The following is a 23418-nucleotide window of genomic DNA, read 5'->3' as shown; positions in this document are numbered from 1 at the left end:
TCGATGCCATCGCTTTATATTTAATTCCGAAGCGCGCAACGTTCCGCATAGAAATGCGTCCTTCGATCGGGGAATTCGTCATCGCGCCCCCGCCTCATACGTACTCTCGGTAATGCGTTCCCGCCGTCATAACAAGCACCTTAGATAGACGTCTCATCTTCCGGGCCGCTTCGGCTGAAGCCACCGGTTGTTTTCATGCGCGCCGCGCTCAAGCGCGGATTCATCACGGACCGATCGCCAGCATCCGCATGCTCTATGCACAAGACACTGTCATGTACTGTTGACCGCCACTGAGGCCGCGCTTCGCGCGGCCCGCGCGCATCCATCGCCATCGCTCCGGGGGCATCGCCTCCTGGATTCGTGCGCGCGCTTTTCGGCCGGGCCGCGGTTTTTTCGCGAAAACGCGTTCAAAACGCCGCATTCCGCAACCCGAACAGATCGACCCACCTGTCGCACTCCGCGCTTCCAACCTGTGCGGCAATGCGGCGCGACCACTTCAAAGGGACATCGATGAGAACGGACCACCACCGTCGCAGCGACAACGCTCCGGCCGCCCCGATCGTCAACCGTCATTCCCTGGACGCGCAGCTGTGCGCGCACGAACTGTTCGAGAAGCGCGCAGCGCTGTCGCCGTCGGCGGTCGCGATCCGCCAGGACGGATTCGAGCTGAGCTATGGCGAACTCAACGCGCGCGCCAACCGCCTGGCGCGGCATCTGCGCGCGCTCGGCGTCGGCGCGGACGACCGCGTCGCCTTGCGCCTGCCGCGCAGCGCCGAGCTGATCGTGGCGATGCTGGCCATCGCCAAGGCCGGCGCAGCGTATCTGCCGCTGGATCCGGCCTATCCGCCGGAGCGCCAGAGCTACATGCTCGCCGACAGTGGCGCGCGGCTGCTGCTGAGCTTGGGCGAGGGCGACGACGCGGCCGCATCGCCGCCGCGGATCGCGCTGGACGCGCCGCAGCGTCCGTGGGATCGGCTCGACGGCAGCGACTTGAGCCGCGCCGAAACCGGGCTGGCGCCGGAGCATCTGGCCTATGTGATCTACACCTCCGGCTCGACCGGCCAGCCCAAGGGCGTGATGGTCGAGCACCGCAACCTGCGCAATCTGCTCGATTGGCATTGCGATGCGTTCGCGCTCGGCGAAGGCGAGCGCAGCTCGTGCGCGGCCGGCTTGGCGTTCGATGCCTGCACCTGGGAAATCTGGCCGCCGCTGTGCATGGGCGCGACCTTGGTGCTGGCGCCGGCCGCGGCGGCGGGCGACCCGCTGGCGCTGCTGCGCTGGTGGGAATCGCAGGAACTGCACAGCGGCTTCCTGGTCACCGCGCTGGCGGAAATCGCGCTCAAGCGCGCGCCCGCGACCGGGCCGCTGCGCCGGCTGCTGACCGGCGGCGACCGACTGAGCCGCTTGCCGGACGCGCATCTGCCGTTCGAGCTGATCAACAACTACGGCCCGACCGAAACCACGGTGGTGGCGACCTCGGGACGGCTGCGCGCGGACGATGCCGCGCTGCATATCGGCCGTCCCATCGCCAACACCTCGATCTATCTGCTCGACGAGAACGGCCAGCCGGTCGCGGACGGTGCGCCCGGCGAGATCTTCATCGGCGGCGCGAGCGTGGCGCGCGGTTACCTCAACCGCCCCGAGCTTACCGCTGAGCGCTTCCTCGTCGATCCGTTCGCGGGCGGCGGCGAGGCGCGCATGTACCGCACCGGCGACCTCGGCCGCTGGTTGCCCGACGGCAATCTGGAATTCCTCGGCCGCAACGATCAGCAGATCAAGATCCGCGGTTTCCGGGTCGAGCCGGGCGAGATCGAAGCGCGCCTGCGCGAGCTGGCCGGCGTCGACGAGGCGGTGGTGCACGCGCGCGAGGACCGTCCCGGCGACAAGCGCCTGGTTGCTTATCTGATCGGCGCCGACATCGCGCCGGCGGCGGAATTGCGCGCGGCGCTGTCGCGCGAATTGCCCGACTACATGGTGCCCGCGGCGTTCGTGACGCTGGAGCGCCTGCCGCTGACGCCCAACGGCAAGCTCGACCGCCAGGCCTTGCCGGCGCCGGACCACGAGGCCTACGCGCAGCGCGCCTACACCGCGCCGCAGGGCGAAACCGAAACCGCGCTGGCGCAGATCTGGGCCGACCTGCTGCAACTCGAACGCGTCGGCCGCGACGACCATTTCTTCGAATCCGGCGGCCATTCGCTGCTGGCCGTGCAGTTGATGGAGCGCTTGCGCGACCGCGGCTTCTACGCCGATGTGCGCACGCTGTTCGCCCAGCCGACCCTGGCGGCGCTGGCGCAGGCGGTGGAGCAGGCGCGCGAGCGCGATTGGCGCGAAGTGGCGGTGCCGCCGAACCTGATCCCGGCCGGCGCCACCGCATTGACCCCTGACCAACTGCCGCTGGTGCACCTGGACGAGGCGCAACTGGCGCGCATCGTCGATTCGGTGGCCGGCGGCGCGGCCAACCTGCAGGACGTCTATCCGCTGGCGCCGCTGCAGGAAGGCATCCTGTTCCACCATCTGCTGCAGACCCAGGGCGATCCCTACCTGCTGTCGACCACGCTCGAGTTCGACTCGCGCGAGCGCCTGGACGGCTTCGTGCGTGCGCTGCAGATCGCCATCGACCGCCACGACGTGCTGCGCACCGCGGTGCTGTGGGAAGGGCTCAGCGAGCCGGTGCAGGTGGTGTGGCGCAAGGCGACGCTGCAGGTCGAGACCCTGGCCTTCGACGGCGCCGATGTCGAGGCGCAACTGCTCGCCCACACCGACCCGTCGCACAACCGCATCGACGTGCGCAGCGCGCCGCAGATGCGCGGTTACGCTGCGTTCGATGCGGCCGGCCAGCGCTGGCTGCTGACGCTGTTGCAGCACCATCTGATCATGGACCACATCACCAGCGACCTGCTGATGCAGGAGTTGGCGTGGATCCAGGACGGACGCGAAAACGAATTGCCCGCGCCGGTCCCGTTCCGCGACTTCGTCGCCCAGGCGCGCCTGGGCGTGAGCGTGGAAGAGCACGAAAGCTACTTCCGCGGCATCCTCGGCGATGTCGAAGAGACCACCGCGCCGTTCGGTCGCAAGGACGTGCAGGGCGCGGGGCAGGACATCGTCGAGCTGCAGCGCACGCTCGACCCGGCGCTGTCGCGGCGCCTGCGCGCCCAGGCCAAGGCCTTGGGCGTCAGCGCGGCGAGCGTGTTCCATTGGGCCTGGGGCCAGGTGCTGGCCAAGACCACCGGCCAGGACGAGGCGGTGTTCGGCACGGTGCTGTTCGGGCGCATGCACGGCGGTTCGCGCGCGGATCGCGCGCTCGGCCTGTTCATCAACACGTTGCCGGTGCGCGTGCGCCTGGGCGAGATCGGCGTGCGCGAGGGCGTGCTGGCCACTCATGCCAGCCTGTCGGAACTGGTCTGGCACGAACACGCGCCGCTGGCGCTGGCCCAGCGCTGCAGCGCGCTGCCGGCGTCGACGCCGCTGTTCTCGGCCTTGCTCAACTACCACTACAGCGCCGGTTCGCTCGGCATCGATGTGGAGCGGGGCTGGGGCAAGGGCGTGCAGTTGCTCGCGTTCAAGGAGCGGACCAACTACGCCTTCAATCTCTCGGTCGACGACCGCGGCGAGGACTTCGGCCTGGGCCTGCAGATCGTCGCCGACATCGATGGCGGGCGCGTCTGCGATTACCTGCAGCGCGTGCTGGAGCGCGCGGCGGATGCGCTGGAACGCGCGCCCGACGCCGCAGCCTGGACCATCGACGTGCTCGAAAGCGACGAGCGCGAACGGCTGCTGCGCGAGCGCAACGCGACCCGGCGCGACTACCCGCGCCAGGGCGGCGTGCACCGCGCGTTCGAAAGCCGTGCGGCCGATACGCCCGACGCGGTGGCGCTGGACCAGGACGGGCAGACACTGAGCTACGCCGAACTCGACGCCCGCGCTGAGCGCGTGGCGCGGCGTTTGCGCGCGCTGGGCGTCGGCACGAACGATCGGGTAGCGCTGGTGCTGCCGCGCAGCGCCGAACTGGTGGTGGGCATGCTCGCTGCGCTCAAGGCCGGCGGCGCCTACGTGCCGATGGACCCGGCGTATCCGGCCGAGCGCCTGGCGTTCCTGCTCGCCGACAGCGCGCCCAAGGCGGTGCTGAGCGTGGCCGAACTGTGCGCGCAGTTCGCGCTGGACGCGACGGCGCCGGTGCTGCAGCTCGACGGCGAGGACGCGCACGCGGACGCCGCCGACAGCGAGGCCGGCGAGCGCATCGCCGTCGACGGCGGCGATCTGGCCTATGTGATCTACACCTCCGGTTCCACCGGCCAGCCCAAGGGCGTGATGGTCGAGCACGACCATCTGGCCAACCTGGTCGGCTGGCACTGCGAAACCTTCCCGCTGCAGCCCGGCGAGCGCACCGCCAGCCTGGCCGGCGTCGCGTTCGACGCCTGCACCTGGGAAATCTGGCCGGCGCTGAGCATGGGCGCGACCTTGGCGCTGCCGCCGCAGGCCGCGGCCGGCGATCCGATGCAGGCGCTGCACTGGTGGCGGGCGCAGGAGCTGCACAGCGGCTTCCTGGTGACCGCGCTGGCCGAGATCGTGCTGTCCGACAGCGCGCTGTCGAACGAGTCCGCGGCCCAGCCGGGCAGGGCGCTGCGCAGCCTGCTCACCGGCGGCGACCGCCTCAGCCGTCTGCCCGAGCGCGAGCTGCCGTTCCACCTGATCAACAACTACGGCCCGACCGAAACCACGGTGGTGGCGACCTCCGGCCGCCTGCGCGGCGACGATGCCGCCCTGCACATCGGCCGGCCGATCGCCAACACCGCGATCTATCTGCTCGACGCGCACGGCCAGCCGGTGCCCGAAGGCGTGGCCGGCGAGATCTACATCGGCGGCGCCAGCGTCGCCCGCGGCTATCTCAACCGTCCCGAGCTGAGCGCCGAACGTTTCCTCGACGACCCGTTCGCCGGCCGCGAGGGCGCGCGCATGTACCGCAGCGGCGATCTCGGCCGCTGGCTGCCCGACGGCAATCTCGAGTTCCTCGGCCGCAACGACCATCAGATCAAGCTGCGCGGGTTCCGCATCGAGCTGGGCGAGATCGAAGCGCAGCTGGCGCGCTTGCCCGGCGTCGCCGAAGCCGCCGCGCACGTGCGCGAGGACGCGGCCGGCGACAAGCGCCTGGTCGCCTATCTGGCCGGCGCCGGGCTGGCGCCGGCCGCGCAACTGCGCGAGGCGCTCGCGCGCGAGCTGCCGGACTACATGGTGCCGACCGCGTTCGTGATCCTCGAACGCCTGCCGCTGACCCCCAACGGCAAGCTCGACCGCCGCGCGCTGCCGGCGCCGCAGGACGAGCATTACGCCCACCGCGCCTATGAGGCGCCGCAGGGCGAGATCGAAACCGCGCTGGCGCAGATCTGGGCCGAACTGCTGCGGGTCGAACGGGTCGGCCGTCGCGACCACTTCTTCGACCTCGGCGGCCACTCGTTGCTGGCGATGCGGCTGCTCTCGCGCATCGGCCAGCGTTTGAACCTGGAAGCCTCGCTGCCGCAGTTGTTCGCCCAGCCGGTGCTGGCCGACTTCGCCGCCGCGCTGGCCCAGGCCCACGCCGACGCGCTGCCGGCGCTGAGCGCGGGCCCGCGTCCGGCGGCGTTGCCGCTGTCGTTCGCCCAGCAACGGCTGTGGTTCGTCGCGCAAATGGGCGAGGAAGCCAACGCCGCGCACAACATCCCGCTCGGCCTGCGCCTGCGCGGCGCGCTGGACGAGGCCGCGCTGGACGCGGCGCTGGCCCGGATCGTGCAGCGCCACGAAGCGCTGCGCACCCGCTTCGAGCGCGTCGACGGGCAGCCGGTGCAGCGCATCGACGCCGCCTCCGGCTTCGCCCTGAGCCGCCACGACCTCAGCGCCGCCGCCGACCCGCAGGCCGAACTGCAGCGACAGGCGCTGGAAGAAGCGCGCGCGCCGTTCGACCTGGAACGCGCCGCGCCGGTGCGCGGGCGCCTGCTGCGCCTGGGCGAGGGCGACCACGCCCTGCTGCTGACCCAGCACCACATCGCCTCCGACGGTTGGTCGATGGGCGTGTTGATCGACGAGCTCAGCGCGCTGTACCGCGCGTACGCGCTCGACGGCGTGGCGCAGCACGACGACCCGCTGCCGCCGCTGCCGGTGCAGTACGCCGACTACGCGCTGTGGCAGCGCGGCTGGCTCGACGGCGACCTGCTGCGGCACCAGCAGGACTATTGGCGCGACCACCTGCGCGCCGCGCCGGACCTGCTGGAACTGCCGACCGACCGGCCGCGCCCGGCGCTGCAGGAACACGCCGGCGAGCGCCGCCGCTTCCAGCTCGACGCGGCGCTGACCCGCGAGCTGCACGCCTTCAGCCATCGCCACGGCACCACCTTGTACATGACCCTGCTGGCGGCCTGGGCGGCGCTGTTGGGGCGCTTGTCGGGGCAGCAGGATCTGGTCGTCGGCACGCCGATGGTCAACCGCAACCGCACCGACCTGGAACCGCTGATCGGCCTGTTCCTCAACACCCTGGCGCTGCGCTTCGACCTGTCCGCCGACCCCAGCGCGGCCGCGTTCCTGGCCCAGGTGCGCGACACCGCGCTGGCCGCGCAGGCCAACAAGGACCTGCCGTTCGAGCAAGTGGTGGAAACGCTCAAGCCGGCGCGCAGCCTGGCCTACACGCCGCTGTACCAGGTCGTGTTCGTGATGCAGAACCAGGTCGATCCGGTGCCGCATCTGCCCGGTTTGCAGGTCGAAGCGATGGAAGCGCCGCAGACCCGCGCGCAGACCGACCTGTGGTGGTCGATCAGCGAGCAGGGCGAGCAGTTGCACGGCGAAGTCGTGTTCGCCACCGCCTTGTTCGACGCCGACACCATCGAGCGCTGGATCGGCCACTGGGAGGTGTTGTTGCGCGGCATGATCGCCGACGACGCCCAGGCCCTGAGCCGGCTGCCGCTGCTGACTGCGGCGCAGCGCGAAGACGCGGTGCGCGCTTGGAACCGCACCGAGCGCGCCTTGCCGCCGCAGCGCCACGTCCACGCCTGGGTCGAAGCGCAGGCCGCGCAGGCCGGCGACGTGCCGGCGTTGGTGCACGAAGACCAGCGCCTTAGCTACGCCGAACTCAACGCCCGCGCCAACCGCCTGGCCCATTACCTGATTTCGCTGGGCGTGCGCCCGGATCACCGCGTCGCCCTGGCGCTGGAACGCGGCGCCGAGTTCGTGATCGCGATGCTGGCCACGCTCAAGGCTGGCGCCGCGTACGTACCGCTGGATCCGCAGTATCCGTCCGAACGTCTGGCCTTCATGCTCGACGACAGCCGGCCCAAGGCGGTGCTGACCCACAGCACGGTGCAGGAACGCCTGCCGGCGAGCCGCGCGCTGATGACCGCCAGCGTGGTCGAACTCGACGACCCGGCGGCGCCGTGGGCGCAACTCTCCGACGCCGATCCCGACGCCGACGCGCTCGGGCTGACGCCGGACCATCTGGCCTATGTGATCTACACCTCCGGCTCCACCGGCAAGCCCAAGGGCGTGATGGTGCCGCACCGCGGCCTGTGCAACCTGGTCGCCGCGCAGGCCGACGCGCTCGAAGTCGAGCCCGGCAGCCGCGTGCTGCAGTGCGCGTCCTTCAGCTTCGACGCCAGCGTGTTCGAGATGGTGATGGCGCTCTGCCACGCCTCGACCTTGTACGTGCCCGCGCCCGGCGCGCTGCTGGCCGGCCAGACCCTGGCCGACGCGGTGCGCCGCCACGGCATCACCCATCTCACCCTGACCCCGGCGGTGCTGACCAGCGTCGAAGACGAACCCGCCTTCGCCAGCGTGCGCACGATGGTGGTGGCCGGCGACGCCTGCGCGCAGGCGCTGGTGCGGCGCTGGGCGCGCGGGCGCCGCTTCGTCAACGCCTACGGCCCGACCGAATCGACCATCTGGGCGACCTATCAGCGCTGCGACGTCGATGCGCCGAGCGCACCGCCGATCGGCCGGCCGATCGCCAACACCGCGATCTATCTGCTGGACGCGCACGGCGAACCGGTGCCGACCGGCGTCGCCGGCGAGATCTTCATCGGCGGCGCCGGCGTCGCCCGCGGTTATCTCAACCGCGCCGAGCTCAGCCGCGAGCGTTTCCTCGACGACCCCTTCGCCGGCCTTGATGGCGCGCGCATGTACCGCACCGGCGACCTGGCCCGGCGGCGCGGCGACGGCGTGCTGGAATTCCAGGGCCGCAACGATGCCCAGGTGAAACTGCGCGGCTTCCGCATCGAGCTGGGCGAGATCGAGAACCAGCTGACCCGCCAGCCCGGCGTGCAGGAAGCGCTGGTGACGCTGCGCGAGGACGCCAGCGGCGAACGCCGTCTGGTCGCGTATCTGGTCGGCCCGCAGATTCCCGAAGCGCAGCACCTGCGCGCGGCGCTGGCCAAGGCGCTGCCCGAGTACATGCTGCCGGCGGCGTTCGTGACCCTGGCGGCGTGGCCGCTCACCCCCAACGGCAAGCTCGACCGCCGCGCGCTGCCTTCGCCGGACGGCGAGGCCTTCGTGCAGCGCGAGTACGAACCGCCGCAAGGGCCGGTGGAACAGGCGCTGGCCGATATCTGGACCGAACTGCTGCGGATCGAGCGGGTCGGCCGGCGCGATCATTTCTTCGAGATCGGCGGCCACTCGCTGCTGGCGATGCAGCTGACCTCGCGCGTGCGCCAGCGCCTGGGCCAGGAACTGGAACTGGCCAGCGTGTTCGCCAGCCCCGTGCTGAGCGATCTGGCCGAACGCGTCGCCCAGGCCGAAGCCAGCACTCTGCCGCCGATCCGCACCGGCCAGCGTCCGGCCGCGCTGCCGCTGTCGTTCGCCCAGCAGCGCCTGTGGTTCCTGGCGCAGATGGGCGAGGAAGCCAACGCGGCCTATCACGTGCCCGGCGGCCTGCGCCTGCGCGGCGCGCTTGACCAGGCTGCGCTGCAGGCCGCGCTCGACCGCATCGTCCAGCGCCATGAAGTGCTGCGCACCAGCTTCGGTCTGGAACAGGGCCAGCCGGTGCAGTGCATCCGCGCCGACGGCCGCTTCGCGCTGAACCGGCACGACCTCAGCGGCGCGGCCGATATCGATGCCGAGGTGGAGCGCTGGACCGGGATCGAGGCGCACGAGACCTTCGACCTGGGCACCGGCCCGCTGATCCGCGGCCGCTTGCTCAAGCTGGCCGCGCAGGACCACATCCTGCTGCTGACCGTGCACCACGTGGTCTCCGACGGCTGGTCGATGAGCGTGCTGATGCGCGAGCTCGGCGAGCTGTATCGCGCCTACGCCGTCGACGGCTTGTCGCCGGACGAGGATCCGCTGCCGGCGCTGCCGGTGCAGTACGCCGACTACGCGCTGTGGCAGCGCCAGTGGCTCGACGGCGCGGTGCTGCAGCGCCAGCTGGACTTCTGGCGCGGGCATCTGCTCGGCGCGCCGGCGCTGCTGGAACTGCCCGGCGACCGGCCGCGACCGGCGGTGCAGGACCTCAGCGGCGGCACCCTGACCTTCGAGCTCGACGCCGAGCTGAGCCAGGGCCTGCGCGCGCTGAGCCAGCGCCACGGCACCACCTTGTACATGACCCTGCTGGCCGGCTGGGCCGCGCTGCTGAGCCGGCTGTCCGGCCAGGACGATCTGGTCGTCGGCACCGCCGGCGTCAACCGCAGCCATGCCGAGGTCGAGCCGCTGATCGGCTTCTTCGTCAACACCCTGGCGCTGCGCATCGACGTGTCCGGCGAGCCGAGCACGGCCGAGCTGCTGGCGCGGGTGCGCGCCACCGCGCTGGCGGCGCAGGCGCACAACGACGTGCCGTTCCAGCAGGTGGTCGAGGCGGTCAAGCCGCCGCGCAGCCGCGCGCACACGCCGCTGTACCAGGTCGCCTTCGTCATGCAGAACACGCCCGACGGAACCCTGCACCTGCCGCAGATGGAGATCGAGCCGATCCTGCCCGACACCACCTCGGCGCAGATCGACCTGTGGTGGTCGGCCACCGAAACCGGCGAGCGCATCGAATGCTCGGTGGTGTTCGCCAAGGCCTTGTTCGACGCCGACACCATCGTGCGCTGGAGCGGCCACTGGAAGACCCTGCTGGCGGCGATGGTGGCCAACGATGCGCGGCCGGTCAGCCGGCTGCCGTTGCTGTCCTCGCCGCAGCGGCGCCAGGTGCTGGAAACCTGGAACGCGACCCGGCGCCCGTACCCGCGCGAACTCAGCGTGGTGCGGCGGGTGCAGGCGCGCGCGCGCGACGCCGCGCAAGTTGCGGCGGTGGTGCACGAAGGCGCGAGCCTGAGCTACGCCGAACTCAACGCCCGCGCCAACCGTCTCGCCCATCGCCTGATCGCGCTGGGCGTGCGTCCGGACCAGCGCGTGGCGCTGCTGCTGGAACGCGGGCCGGACCTGATCGTGGCGATGCTGGCCACGCTCAAGGCCGGCGGCGCCTACGTGCCGCTGGATCCGCTGTATCCGTCCGAACGCCTGGCGTTCATGCTCGACGACAGCCGGCCCAAGGTGGTGCTGACCCAGGCCTCGCTGGAAGACGCGCTGCCGTCCAGCCGCGCGCTGATGACCGCCGGCGTGGTGGTGATCGACGATCCGGCGGCCTCGTGGCTGCAGCTGTCCGACGCCGATCCGGACCCGGCCGCGCTGGGCCTGGACGAACAGCATCTGGCCTATGTGATCTACACCTCCGGCTCGACCGGCCAGCCCAAGGGCGTGATGGTCGAGCGCGCCAATCTGGCCAATCTGGTCGGCTGGCATTGCGAGACCTTCCCGCTGCAGCCCGGCGAGCGCACCGCGAGCATGGCCGGCATGGCCTTCGACGCCTGCACCTGGGAAATCTGGCCGGCGTTGAGCATGGGCGCGACCCTGGCGCTGCCGCCGCGCGCGGCCGCCGGCGACCCGGCGCAGTTGCTGCAGTGGTGGCAGGCGCAGGAGCTGCACAGCGGCTTCCTGGTCACCGCGCTGGCCGAGATCGCGTTGCAGGATGCGGCCGCGGCCCAGCCGGGCAGGGCGCTGCGCAGCCTGCTGACCGGCGGCGACCGCCTCAACCGCCTGCCCGATGCGGCGCTGCCGTTCGAACTGGTCAACAACTACGGCCCGACCGAAACCACGGTGGTGGCGACCTCGGGCACGCTGCGCGCCGACGACGGCGCGGTGCACATCGGCCGGCCGATCGCCAACACCGCGATCTACCTGCTCGACGCGCACGGCGAACCGGTGCCGCAAGGCGTGGCCGGCGAGCTCTACATCGGCGGCGCCAGCGTCGCCCGCGGTTATCTCAACCGCGCCGAGCTCAGCGCCGAGCGTTTCCTCGACGACCCGTTCGCCGGCCGCGAGGGCGCGCGCATGTACCGCAGCGGCGATCTGGCGCGCTGGCGCGGCGACGGCCGCATCGAGTTCCTCGGCCGCAACGACCATCAGGTCAAGATCCGCGGCTTCCGCATCGAACTGGGCGAGATCGAAGCGCGCCTGGCCCGCCAGCCCGGCGTCGCCGAGGCGGTGGTGCATGCGCGCGAAGACAGCCCGGGCGAGCCGCGCCTGGTCGCCTACCTGGTCGGCGCCGACGTGCCGGCGGCCGCGCAGCTGCGCGAGGCGCTGGCCAAGGAACTGCCCGAGTACATGCTGCCGGCCGCGTTCGCGATCCTCGAGCGCCTGCCGCTGACGCCCAACGGCAAGCTCGACCGCCGCGCGCTGCCGGCGCCGGAGGGCGACGCCTACGCGCTGCAGGCCTACGAGGAACCGCAGGGCGAGATCGAGAACGTGCTCGCCGCGGTGTGGATGGAACTGCTCAAGCTGCCGCGCATCGGCCGCCACGACCACTTCTTCGAAATCGGCGGCCATTCGCTGATGGCGACGCAGTTGGTCTCGCGCATCCGCCGCGAGTGGGAGCTGGACATCCCGCTGGCCGAAGTGTTCTCCAATCCGACCCTGGCCGCGCTGTCGGGCGTGATCGTCGACTACGAACTGTCGGCGTTCGACCCGCAGGACATCGCTTCTCTTCTTTCCGAGCAAGAACTGGTCAAAGGCTCCGCCTGATGAATACCTCTTCGATGGATGGTCTGAGCCGCGCCGAGCGCGAAGCCCTGCTGGCCCGCGCCAAGGCCGCCAAGCTGGCGCGCAGCGGCGGTTCCGCGCGCGATGCCGCGCGCGCGGCCGAGCGGATCGAGCGCCGCGGCGGCGACGCCGCGCATTGGCCGGCGTCCTACGCCCAGCAGCGGCTGTGGCTGATCGCCAACATGGGCGAGCAGGCCAGCGCGGCCTATCACGTGCCGCTGCGCTTCGCCCTGCGCGGCGCGCTCGACGAGTCCGCGCTGCAGGCGGCGCTGGACCGGATCGTGCAGCGCCACGAAGCGCTGCGCACGGTGTTCGACTGGGTCGACGGCCAGCCGGTGCAGCGCATCCTCGCGCGCGCCGGGTTCGAGCTGCAGCGCCACGACCTGAGCCAGGCCGCCGACATCGACGCCGAAGTCGCGCGCTGGAGCCGCACCGAAGAAGACGCGCCGTTCGACCTGGCCGCCGGCCCGCTCGCGCGCGGGCGCCTGCTGCGCCTGGGCGAGGGCGAGCACGTGCTGTTGCTGACCCTGCACCACATCGTCTCCGACGGCTGGTCGATGGGCGTGCTGATGCGCGAACTGGCCGAGCTGTACCGCGCCTACGCCGTCGACGGCGTCGCCGCGCAGATCGATCCGCTGCCGGAACTGCCGGTGCAATACGCCGATTACGCGCTGTGGCAGCGCGAATGGCTCAGCGGCGAGGTCCAGCTCAAGCAACAGGCGTACTGGCGCGAACGCCTCGACGGCGCGCCGGCGCTGATCGAGCTGCCCGGCGACCGGCCGCGCCCGCCGGTGCAGGACTACGCCGGCGCCAGCCTCGACCTCGAATTCGACGCCGAGCTCAGCGAGTCCTTGCGCGCGCTCTCGCGCAAGCACGGCACCACCTTGTACATGACTCTGCTGGCGGCCTGGGCCGCGCTGGCCGCGCGCCTGTCCAACCAGGACGAAGTGGTGATCGGCACGCCGGTGGCCAACCGCAACCGGGTCGAGCTGGAACCGCTGATCGGTTTCTTCGTCAACACCCTGGCGCTGCGCCTGGACCTCAGCGGCGCGCCGAATGCCGGCGAACTGCTGGCGCGCGTGCGCGAGCAGGTGCTGCAGGCGCAGGCGCACCAGGACGTGCCGTTCGAGCAGGTGGTCGAAGCGGTCAAGCCGACGCGTTCGCTCGCGCATACGCCGCTGTTCCAGCTCATGTTCACCTGGCACAACGCCGACGAAGGCGAGGCGCTGGAGATCGGCGGCCTGCGTTTGCAGGCCATGGACGAAGGCGAGCGCCGCAGCGCCCAGTTCGATCTGTCGCTGGGCCTGCAGGAGATCGACGGCCGCATCGTCGGCAGCCTCGGCTTCGCCACCGCCTTGTTCGACCGCGCCACCGTCGCGCAGCACTGGGATTACCTCAAGGCGCTGCTGCGCGGCATGGCCGCCGACGACGCCCAGCCGGTCGCGCGCATCGCGCTGCTCGACGCTCAGCAACGCCGCGCCGCGGTGGAACGCGGCGCGGCGCCGCGTCGCGCCTACCGCCAGGGCGTGTGCATGCAGCAACTGTTCGAGGAACAGGCGCAGCGCACGCCCGATGCGATCGCAGTGGAGCAGGACGGGCAGCGGCTGAGCTACGCCGAACTCAATGCGCGCGCCAACCGGCTCGCGGCGCATCTGCGCGGACTCGGCGTCGGCCCGGACCGGCGCGTGGCGCTGCTGCTGGAACGCAGCCCGGAGCTCGTTGTGGCGATGCTGGCCACGCTCAAGGCCGGCGGCGCCTACGTGCCGATGGATCCGGCCTATCCGCCGCAACGCCTGGATTACCTGCTCGCCGACAGCGCGCCCAAGGCGCTGCTGACCCAGGGCGAGCTGCACGCCGCGCTGTCGGTCGGCGAAACCACCGCGGTGGTGCGCCTGGACGACGAAGCGGCCTGGGCGCAGGCGCCGGCGGAGAATCCGTATCCCGGCGCGCTCGGGCTCAGCGCGGTCAATCTGGCCTATGTGATCTACACCTCCGGTTCCACCGGCGAGCCCAAGGGCGTAATGGTGGAGCACGCCAACCTGACCAATCTGGTCGGCTGGCATTGCGAGACCTTCCCGCTGCAACCCGGCGAGCGCACCGCGGCCATGGCCGGCGTCGCCTTCGACGCCTGCACCTGGGAAATCTGGCCGGCGCTGAGCATGGGCGCGACCCTGGCGCTGCCGCCGCAGGCCGCGGCCGGCGATCCGCTGCAGTTGCTGCAGTGGTGGCAGGCGCAGGAGCTGCACAGCGGTTTCCTGGTCACCGCGCTGGCCGAGATCGCGCTGTCCGATGCGAGCGTGGCCCAGCCCGGCAGGGCGCTGCGCAGCCTGCTCACCGGCGGCGACCGCCTCAGCCGCGTGCCCGCCGCGCCGCTGCCGTTCGAACTGATCAACAACTACGGCCCGACCGAAGCTACGGTGGTGGCGACCTCCGGGCCGCTGCGCGCGGACGGCGCCGCGCCGCACATCGGCCGACCGATCGCCAACGCCGCGATCTACCTGCTCGACGCTTTCGGCGAACCGGTGCCCGAAGGCGTGGCGGGCGAGATCTATATCGGCGGCGCCGGCGTCGCCAGCGGTTACTTCAACCGCCCCGAACTGACCCGCGAGCGCTTCCTCGACGATCCCTTCGCCGGCCGCGTCGGCGCGCGCATGTACCGCAGCGGCGACCTCGGCCGCTGGCGTCCCGACGGCAATCTCGAATTCCTCGGCCGCAACGACCAACAGCTCAAGATCCGCGGCTTCCGCATCGAGCTGGGCGAGATCGACGCGCGCCTGGCGCGCCTGCCCGGCGTGCGCGAAGCGGCGGTGCACGCGCGCGAGGACGGCGCCGGCGACAAGCGCCTGGTCGCGTATCTGGTCGGCGACGCGCTGGCCCCGGCGGCGCAACTGCGCGACGCGCTGGCGCGCGAGCTGCCCGAATACATGCTGCCGTCGGCGTTCGTGACCCTCGAGCGCCTGCCGCTGACCCCGAACGGCAAGCTCGACCGCCGCGCCTTGCCGGCGCCGCAGGACGACCACTTCGCCCACCGCGCCTATGAAGCCCCGCAGGGCGAGACCGAAACCGCGCTGGTGCAGATCTGGGCCGAGCTGCTGCAGGTCGAGCGGGTCGGGCGGCGCGATCATTTCTTCGACCTCGGCGGCCATTCGCTGCTGGCCTTGCAGGCGACCGCGCGGCTGCAACAGCGCCTGGGCCTGAATGTGGCGCTGTCGCTGTTGTTCGCCCATCCGGTGCTGGAAGAGTTCGCCCGCGCCGCCTCGGCGCAGCGCGGCGAAGCCCTGCCGGCCATCGCCGCCGCGGCGCGGCCGCCGGCGCTGCCGATGTCGTTCGCGCAGCAGCGGCTGTGGTTCCTGGCGCAGATGGACGAAGCCGCCAGCGCCGCCTATCACATGGCCGGCGGGCTGCGCCTGCGCGGGCCGCTGGACGTGGCCGCGCTGCAGGCCGCGCTCGACCGCATCGTCGCCCGTCACGAAGCGCTGCGCACCCGCTTCGCCTCGCACGAGGGCCGGCCGGTGCAGAGCATCGGCGAGGCCGCCGGCTTCGCCCTGGCCCAGCAGGACCTCAGCGACGCCGAGGACATCGACGCCGAACTGGCGCGCTGGAGCCGGATCGAGAAAGACGCGCCGTTCGACCTCGCCGCCGGCCCGCTGGCGCGCGGGCGCCTGCTGCGCTTCGGCGCGGACGACCACGCCCTGCTGCTGACCTTGCACCACATCGTCTCCGACGGCTGGTCGGTCGGCGTGCTGGTACGCGAGCTCAGCGAGCTGTACCGCGCGTACGCGCTCGACGGCGTGGCGGTGGATATCGACCCGCTGCCGGCGCTGCCGCTGCAATACGCCGATTACGCGCTGTGGCAGCGCGACTGGCTGGCCGACGCGGCCCAGCGCGGCCAACTGGACTACTGGCGCGATCGCCTCGCCGGCGCGCCGGCGCTGATCGAACTGCCGACCGACCGGCCGCGCCCGCCGGTGCAGGACTACGCCGGCGCCAGCTTCGACCTGGAGCTGGACGAAGACACCAGCGACGCGCTGCGCGCGCTGTCGCGCAAGCACGGCACCACCTTGTACATGACCCTGCTGGCGGCGTGGAGCGCGCTGGCCGCGCGCCTGGCCGGGCAGGAGGAAGTGGTGATCGGCACGCCGGTCGCCAACCGCGCCCGGGTCGAGCTGGAACCGCTGATCGGCTTCTTCGTCAACACCCTGGCGCTGCGCCTGGACCTGGGCGGCGACCCCGGCGTCGGCGAACTGCTGGCGCGGGTGCGCGAGCAGGTGCTGCAGGCGCAGGCGCATCAGGACGTGCCGTTCGAGCAAGTGGTCGAGGCGGTCAAGCCGGAGCGTTCGCTCGCCCACAGCCCCTTGTTCCAGCTGATGTTCAGCTGGCAGAACACGCCGCAGCCGGAACTGAGCCTGGGCGCGCTGAGCCTGCGCGAACTCGGCCCGGGCGAGCACCGCAGCGCGCAGTTCGACCTGTCGCTGGCGCTGCAGGAAGTCGGCGGCCGCATCGTCGGCCAGCTCGAATACGCCACCGCGCTGTTCGACCGCGCCACCGTCGCGCGCCATGTCGATTACTTCAAGGCGCTGCTGCGCGGCATGATCGGCGACGACGGCCGCGCGGTCGCGCGCATCGGCATCCTCGGCCGCGACGAGCGCCGGCGGGTGCTGGAAGACCGCAACGCCAGCGCGCGGCCGGTGCCGCAGGCCGGCGGCATCCATCGTTTGTTCGAGCAGCAGGCCGCGCGCACGCCCGATGCGATCGCGCTGGAGCAGGCGGGGCAGAGGCTGAGCTACGCCGAACTCAACGCCCGCGCCAATCGCCTGGCCCGGCACTTGCGCGCGCTCGGCGTCGGCCGCGACGAACGCGTCGCTATCGCGCTGCCGCGCAGCGCCGAGCTGATCGTGGCGATCCTGGCCACGCTCAAGGCCGGCGGCGCTTACGTGCCGCTGGATCCGGCGTATCCGGCCGAACGCCTGAACTATCTGCTCGGCGACAGCGCGCCCAAGGTGGTGCTGACCCAGCGCGAGCTGCGCGCAGGTCTGCCGGCCGCTGCGGCGACGCTGGTGGAAATCGACGCCGATGCCGCGGCCTGGGCCGCGCTGCCGGCTGCCGATCTCGATGAGACCGCGGACGACGCCCACGCGCTGGCCTATGTGATCTACACCTCCGGTTCCACTGGCCAGCCCAAGGGCGTGATGGTCGAACACGCCGGCCTGATCAACCAGATCGCGGCGCTGCAGGCGCACTACGCGCTGAGCGCGGCCGATCGCGTGCTGCAGTTCGTTTCGCCGACCTTCGACGTGTCGGTGGAGGAGATCTTCACCGCGCTGCTCAGCGGCGCCACCCTGGTGCTGCGCACCGACGAGTGGATCGCCGGTCCCGCGCGCTGGTGCGAGCTGTGCGCGCAGCACGCGCTGACCGTGGCCAACCTGCCGACCCTGTTCTGGCAGCAGCTGGCCCAGGCCGCGGACGTGGCGATCCCGCCCGCGCTGCGCCAGATCGTGATCGGCGGCGACGCCGTGAGCCCGGCCGCGCTGGCGGCGTGGTGGTCGCGCGGCGGCCACCGCCCGGCGCTGTCCAACGCCTACGGCCCGACCGAAACCACCATCAACGCCAGCGTCGCCGACTGCGCGCCGCAGGCCAACCCGCACAGCGTCGGCCGGCCGCTGGCCAACACCGCGATCTATCTGCTCGACGCGCACGGCGAGCCGGTGCCGGAAGGCTCGCCCGGCGAGATCTACATCGGCGGCGCCGGCGTCGCCCGCGGCTACCTCAACCGCCCCGAGCTCAGCGCCGAGCGCTTCCTCGCCGATCCGTTCGCCGGCTTTGATGGCGCGCGCATGTACCGCAGCGGCGACCTCGGCCGCTGGCTGCCCGACGGCACGGTCGAGTTCCTCGGCCGCAACGATCATCAGCTCAAGATCCGCGGCTTCCGGGTCGAGCCGGGCGAGATCGAAGCGCTGCTGCGCCGCCTGCCGGGCATCGCCGAGGCGGTGGTGCACGCACGCGAGGACCGTCCCGGCGACAAGCGCCTGGTCGCCTATCTGGTCGGCGCCGAGATCGCGCCGGTGGCCGAACTGCGCGCGGCGCTGTCGCGCGAGCTGCCCGAGTACATGCTGCCGTCGGCCTTCGTCGCGCTCGAACGCCTGCCGCTGACGCCCAGCGGCAAGCTCGACCGTCTGGCCCTGCCGGCGCCGGACGCGGACGCCTACGCGCAGCGCAATTTCGAAGCGCCGCAAGGCGCGACCGAAATCGCGCTGGCGCAGATCTGGGCCGAGCTGCTGCAGCTCGAACAGGTCGGCCGCAACGATCACTTCTTCGAATCCGGCGGCCATTCGCTGCTGGCCGTGCAACTGATGGAGCGCCTGCGCGGGCGCGGCCTGTACGCCGACATCCGCACCCTGTTCGCGCAGCCGACCCTGGCCGGCCTGGCGCGCGCGGTGGAACAGTCGCGCCAGCGCGAAACGCGCGAAGTGGCGGTGCCGCCGAACCTGATCCCGGCCGGCGCCACCGCGCTGACGCCGGACCTGCTGCCGCTGGTGCGGCTGGACGAGGCGCAACTGGCGCGCATCGTCGATTCGGTGCCCGGCGGCGCGGCCAACATCCAGGACATCTACCCGCTGGCGCCGTTGCAGGAAGGCATCCTGTTCCATCACCTGCTGCAGGCGCAGGGCGATCCCTACCTGCTGTCGACCACGCTCGCGTTCGATTCGCGCGAGCGTCTGGACGGTTTCGCGCGCGCCTTGCAGACCGCGATCGACCGCCACGACGTGCTGCGCACCGCGGTGCTGTGGGAAGGCCTGGACGAACCGGTGCAGGTGGTGTGGCGCAACGCCGCGCTGGAAGTCGAGACCCTGGTGTTCGACGGGCCCGACATCGCCGCGCAACTGCGCGCCTACACCGACCCGGCGCAGTACCGCATCGACGTGCGCAGCGCGCCGCAGATGCGCGGCTTCGCCGCGTTCGACGCGGCCGGCCAGCGTTGGCTGCTGGTGCTGTTGCAGCACCACCTGATCATGGACCACGTCACCAGCGACCTGCTGATGCAGGAGCTGACGCTGATCCAGGACGGGCGCGAAAGCGAGCTGCCCGAGCCGGTGCCGTTCCGCGACTTCGTCGCCCGCGCGCGCCTGGGCGTGAGCGTGGCCGAACACGAGGACTATTTCCGCCGCATCCTCGGCGATGTCGAAGAGACCACCGCGCCGTTCGGCCTCAAGGACGTGCAGAACGCCGGCCAGGACATCCGCGAGGCCCAGCGCCTGCTCGACCCGGCGCTGTCGCAGCGCATCCGCGAGCAGGCCAAGGCCCTGGGCGTCAGCGCCGCGAGCGTCTTCCACTGGGCCTGGGGCCAGGTGCTGGCCAAGGCCACCGGCCGCGACGAGGCCGTGTTCGGCACGGTGCTGTTCGGCCGCATGCACGGCGGCGCCCGCGCCGACCGCGCGATGGGTCTGTTCATCAACACCTTGCCGGTGCGGGTGCGGCTGGGCGAGGTCGGCGTGCGCGAAGGCGTGCTGGCCGCCCACGCCAGCCTGTCGGAACTGGTCTGGCACGAACACGCGCCGCTGGCGCTGGCCCAGCGCTGCAGCGCGCTGCCGGCGTCGACGCCGCTGTTCTCGGCACTGCTCAACTACCGCCACAGCTCGCTCGAACACGCCGACGACGATGCCGCTGCGCTCGGCGCCGGCATCGAAGTGCTGGCCGCGCAGGAGCGCCACAACTATCCGCTGAGCCTGTCGGTCGACGACCTCGGCGGCGATTTCCATCTCGGCCTGCAAGTCGTGGCCGAGGTCGACGCCGGCCGCGTCTGCGACTACCTGCAGCGCGTGCTGGAGCAGGCGGTGCAGGCGCTGGAACACGCGCCGCAGACGCCGTCGTGGCGGATCGACGCGCTCGCGCCGGCCGAACGCCAGCGCCTGCTGCGCACCTGGGGCGCCGCCGGCGCCGAGTACGCGCAGAAGGCCTGCATCCACGAGTTGTTCGAACGCCAGGCCGCGCGCACGCCCGATGCGGTCGCGGTGGTCCACGGCAGCCGCCGGATCGGCTACGACGAACTCAACCGTTCGGCCAACCGGCTGGCGCATCGCCTGATCGCCGAGGGCGTGAGCCCGGGCGATGCGGTCGCGGTGCTGCTGGAGCGCTCGATCGACCTGGTCGCCGCGCAGATTGCGATCCTCAAGTGCGGCGCGTTCTATGTGCCGATCGATCAGAACGCGCCGGCCGAGCGCCAGGCCTTCCTGCTCGCCGACAGCGCCGCGGCGCTGGTGCTGAGCCGCAGCGGCCACGCCGCGCCGGCGCTGGACGGCGCGCGCCGCATCGACCTGGACGCGCTCGACCTGCGCGCGCAGCCCGAGCACGACCCCGAGCGCCGGATCGACAGCGAGGCCATCGCCTATGTGATGTACACCTCCGGCTCGACCGGACAGCCCAAGGGCGTGATGGTGCCGCACCGCGCCATCGGCCGGGTCGTGCGCGACAACGGCTACGCGCCGTTCGACGCCAGCGACCGGATCGCGTTCGCCTCCAATCCGGCCTTCGACGCCACCACCATGGAAGTGTGGGGCGCGCTGCTCAACGGCGGCGTTCTGGTGGTGATCGACGCCGACGTGCTGATCGCGCCCCAGCGCCTGGCCCAGGCGCTGAGCGAACAGCAGGTGACGGCGATGTTCGTCACCACCGCCTTGTTCAACCAGTACGCGCTGGCGATTCCCGAAGCGCTGGCCGGGCTGCGTTACCTGTTGTGCGGCGGCGAACGCGCCGACGCCTCCAAGTTCGCCGCGGTGCTGGCCCAGGGCGGCCCGCGCCACCTGATCCATTGCTACGGCCCGACCGAGACCACCACCTACGCCACCACCTGCGAGATCGTGCGCATCGCCGCCGACGCCGCATCGGTGCCGATCGGCCGGCCGATCGCCGGCACCTCGGTCTATCTGCTCGACGCGCGCGGCCAGCCGGTGCCGGCGGGCGTGCCGGGCGAGCTCTACATCGGCGGCGCCGGCGTGGCGCGCGGTTATCTCAACCGCCCCGAACTGAGCGCCGAGCGTTTCCTCGACGATCCGTTCGCCGGACGCGAAGGCGCGCGCATGTACCGCACCGGCGACCTCGGCCGCTGGCGCGCCGACGGCAGCATCGAATTCGTCGGCCGCAACGACCAGCAGGTCAAGATCCGCGGCTTCCGCATCGAGCCGGGCGAAATCGAAGCGCAACTGGGCCGCGTGCCCGGCGTGCGCGAGGCGGTGGTGCACGTGCGCGAGGACAGCCCGGGCGACAAGCGCCTGGTCGCCTACGTGGTCGGCGACGCCTTGCCCGACAGCGCCGGCCTGCGCGCCGCGCTGGCGCGCGAGCTGCCCGAGTACATGGTGCCGGCGGCCTACGTCGCGCTCGACGCGCTGCCGCTGACCCGCAACGGCAAGCTCGACCGCCGCGCGCTGCCGGCGCCGGAGGGCGAGTCCTTTGCGCAGCGCGCTTACGAGGCGCCGCAGGGCGAGGTCGAGACCGCGCTGGCGCGGATCTGGGAAGAATTGCTGCAGGTCGAGCGGGTGGGGCGGCAGGACCACTTCTTCGAACTCGGCGGCCACTCGTTGCTGGCGGTGCAGATGAGCTCGCGGGTGCGCGAGCGGCTCGGCCTGGAAATCGCGTTGTCGGATCTGTTTGCCCAGCCGGTGCTGAGCGCGTTCGCCGCGCTGGCTTCGCGGCCGGGCGGTGCGGCGGCGTCGACGCCGCTGCGCGCCGGCGAGCGCCCGCAGGCGCTGCCGCTGTCGTTCGCCCAGCAGCGTATGTGGATGATCGCGCAGATGGGCGCGCAGGCCAGCGTGGCCTACCACATCCCCGGCGGGCTGCGCCTGCTCGGGCCGCTGGACGTGGACGCGCTGCAGGCGGCGCTGGACCGGATCGTGCAGCGCCACGAAGCGCTGCGCACCCACTTCGCCGTGGTCGACGGGCAGCCGGTGCAGCGCATCGGCGCCGCCGCCGGCTTCGCCCTGCTGCGCCAGGACATCGGCGCGGCCGCCGACAGCGCCGCGGAAATCGAGTATTGGAGCGAGATCGAGGCCGAAGAACCGTTCGACCTGACCGCCGGCCCGCTGGTGCGCGGCCGCCTGCTGAAGGTGAGCGAGCACGAGCATGCGCTGCTGCTGACCATGCACCACATCGTCTCCGACGGTTGGTCGATGGGCGTGCTGATCCACGAGCTGGGCGCGCTGTACCGCGCCTACGCCGCCGGAGGCGTCGCGCACTCGGTCGATCCGCTGCCGGCGTTGCCGTTGCAATACGCCGACTACGCCCTGGCCCAGCGCGAGGGGATGGACGCCGACAACGAGCGCCGCCATCTGGATTACTGGCGCTCGCACCTGACCGGCGCGCCGGCGACCTCGGCGCTGCCGATCGACAAGCCGCGCCCGGCCGAGCAGAACTTCAAGGGCGGGATGTTCGAAACCGCGCTGCCGGCCGCGGCCAGCGCCGCGCTGGCCGAACTGGCCCGGCGCGAGCACGCCACCCCGTTCATGGTGCTGACCGCGGCGCTGAGCGTGCTGCTGTCGCGCTACAACGCGCAGAGCGACATCTGCCTGGGCACGGTGGTGGCCAACCGCGACCGCGCCGAGCTCGAGCCGATGATCGGCCTGTTCCTCGACACCCTGGCGATCCGCACCCGCATCGATCCCCAGCAGCGTTTCGAACACTTGCTGCGCCAGGTGCGCGCCAACCTGCTCGGCGCCTACGCCCACCAGGGCCTGCCGTTCGAGCGCGTGCTCGATGCGGTCAAGCCGGCGCGCAAGGCCGGCATGCCGCCGCTGTTCCAGGTCATGCTGCTGATGCAGAACATGCCGATGGAGCGGCTGGAGCTGTCCGGGCTGGCGATGCAGGCGCTGCCGGCGCCGGAGCACACCGCCAAGTTCGATCTCACCGTCTATGTGACCGAGCGCGACGGCGGGCTGCACCTGGCGTACGAGTACGCGCAGGCGCTGTTCCACGCCGACACCATCGAGCGGCTGGCCGCGCATTTCAACGCGCTGCTGGGCGAACTGGCCGCGGCGCCGCAGACGCGCCTGGACGAACTGGCGCTGCCGGGCACGCTGGCCTTGCCCGCGGCGTTGCCTGCGTCTGAGCCGCAAGTCGCATCCTCGGCCGAGCCGGAGAGCGAGCGCCGCGCGCTTTCGTACCATCAGAACCGGATGTGGTTCATCGATGCGTTCGAGACCGGCAAGGTCTATGCGCATTCGCCGGTCTACCACAACCTGCCGCTGCTGCTGGAATTCGATCCGGGCCTGTCGGCGCGCACCATCGAGGCCGCGCTGAACGCGGTGATCGCGCGCCACGAAGCCTTGCGCACCGCGATCCGCAGCGACGGCACGGCGGTGTGGAGCCAGCCCGAGCGCGACAGCGCGATCGCGCTGGACTGCATCG

Annotated in this window: 2 protein-coding genes (1 of these 2 cut by a window edge); both read left to right on the top strand. The window is 71.7% G+C overall.

What is annotated here, in order from left to right; genetic code table 11:
• Positions 1-510: 510 nt before the first annotated feature.
• Complete coding sequence (locus BLU84_RS14510; protein ID WP_074868441.1) at positions 511-12006, top strand: non-ribosomal peptide synthetase; 11496 nt, start codon at positions 511-513, stop codon at positions 12004-12006.
• Positions 12006-23418, top strand: partial view of a non-ribosomal peptide synthetase gene (locus BLU84_RS14505; RefSeq protein ID WP_074868438.1) — the 5' end (the start) only. The gene runs 14198 nt beyond the window's last position; the window shows 11413 of its 25611 coding nt (coding positions 1-11413); its start codon is at positions 12006-12008; the stop codon falls past the right edge of the window. Before BLU84_RS14510 ends, BLU84_RS14505 begins: the two co-directional genes overlap by 1 nt.

Source organism: Lysobacter enzymogenes, assembly GCF_900106525.1.
GTDB classification, from domain to species: Bacteria; Pseudomonadota; Gammaproteobacteria; order Xanthomonadales; family Xanthomonadaceae; genus Lysobacter; species Lysobacter enzymogenes.
This window is presented reverse-complemented; position numbering and strand designations above follow the sequence as displayed.

What these genes read in the sequence shown, in the direction of transcription:
- BLU84_RS14510 (WP_074868441.1), top strand. Translation starts at nt 511, where the DNA reads ATGAGAACGGACCACCACCGTCGCAGCGACAACGCTCCGGCCGCCCCG.